We start from the raw sequence: 1,488 nt of genomic DNA, 5'->3' as shown, positions 1-1,488 counted from the left end.
TTGGCGATGTCGATGCCGCCGTCGGCGGTGCTGGCGGCCTGAATCTCCAGGCTGCCGCCGCCCGCTTGGTCGAAGTCGATGCCGCCGGTGCCGAGCGCGCGCAGCGCGGTGACGGTCACGTCCGCGGCCAGGGCGTTGGCGATGGTGATGCCGCCGGTGGCGCTCTCGGCATCGAGGGTCTGCGCCGCTGTGGTGACGTTGATGAGATTCCCGGCGTCGAGGTCGGCCGTCCCGGCACCGATCACGCCGCCGGTGATGCTGCCGCCGGCGGCGAGGTTGGCGGTGCCGGCGCTGATGCCGGTTTCGGCGACGACGAGGTTGGCGCTCGCGCCCAGGGTCGCCGTGCCCGCGGTCTCGACGTCGTTGAAGGTGACGTTGCCGCCGCTTTGGTCGAAGTCGATGGCGCCGCCACCGCCGGCGTGCAAGCGCGCAACGGTCACCAGGTCCGCGTGGACGTTGTCGATGTCGATCGCACTGGCAACGATGTCGATGGTTCGGACCGCGGTGCCCAGCGCGGTATCGACCAAATCTGCGGCATCGCCGACGACGCCCGTCGTGTCGATGGTCAGCGCGCCGGCGGTGAGATGCGTCCCGGCACCCACGTCCGTGACGCCGGCGGCGCCGAACAACGTCAGCCCGGTTTCGCCGAAGTCGGCGGTGTCGATGTCGATGGCGCCGACGCGACCGGCGTCTGCACCGATCGCCAGGCTCGCCAAGCTCAGTGCCGCGATGTCGTCGTCGTCCAGCGCGAAGTCGCCATCCGCAGCGCCGTCGCCGAGGGCAACCGTGGTGCCGGCGCCCGGCAGCAGGGTCAGCGCGCCGGCCGGCGCTTCGATCTGGATCGCGGCGGTGGGATCGTTGGTCTCGATGACAAGAGCGCCGGCGGCGATCTCGATGTCACCCTCGGTGCTGCGCAACAGGCTGTGCGACGGCGCGTTGGCATCGTGCAGGGTCACCGCGGCGCCCCCGGCATCGAGCGCGAGGGTGCCCGCGGCGGTGCCGACGGTGACGCCGCTCTGGACAACGATGCCGCTGCCGCCGCCCGTGTCGGTGCTGACCAGCGTGACGGCGCCGTCGCCGGTGGCGGTGACGTTCTGCGCCACGGTGAGCACGCCGCCGACGCCGACCTCGATATGCCGGTCGTCGGCGCCGGTGGTGATGGCGGCGCTGCCGCCGAGCGTCAGCGCGTCGGCCTCGGCGATGTAGATGCTGCCGGCGCCGGTGGTCGCGGCGTCGAGCGTGTCGACGTCGGTGTCGAGCGGGTCGGCGGCGCTGCCGATATCGGTCACCGCTTCGAGCGCGGCGCTCGCCGCGGCGATGCCGCCGCTGCCGCCGATACCGCCCGCCGAGGTGACGGCGATCTCGTCGTCGTCGGCGGTGACGGTGCCTTCGAGCGCGATGTCGCCGCTGCCGGTGGTGCTGAGGGCGATGTCGGCACCCATGCCGTCGGCGGTGACCGGCCCGCTGATCGTCAGCTCGGCGCCGGGG

At 72.7% G+C, this 1,488-nt stretch carries 1 protein-coding gene; it reads right to left on the bottom strand.

Annotated elements, in window-relative coordinates; translation table 11 throughout:
• On the bottom strand, nucleotides 1-1,488 hold a 1,488-nt coding region (locus ML01_RS29850), incomplete at both ends, for a hypothetical protein (protein WP_162268125.1).

This window comes from Thiohalocapsa sp. ML1 (genome assembly GCF_001469165.1).
Taxonomy (GTDB): Bacteria; Pseudomonadota; Gammaproteobacteria; order Chromatiales; family Chromatiaceae; genus Thiohalocapsa.
This window is presented reverse-complemented; position numbering and strand designations above follow the sequence as displayed.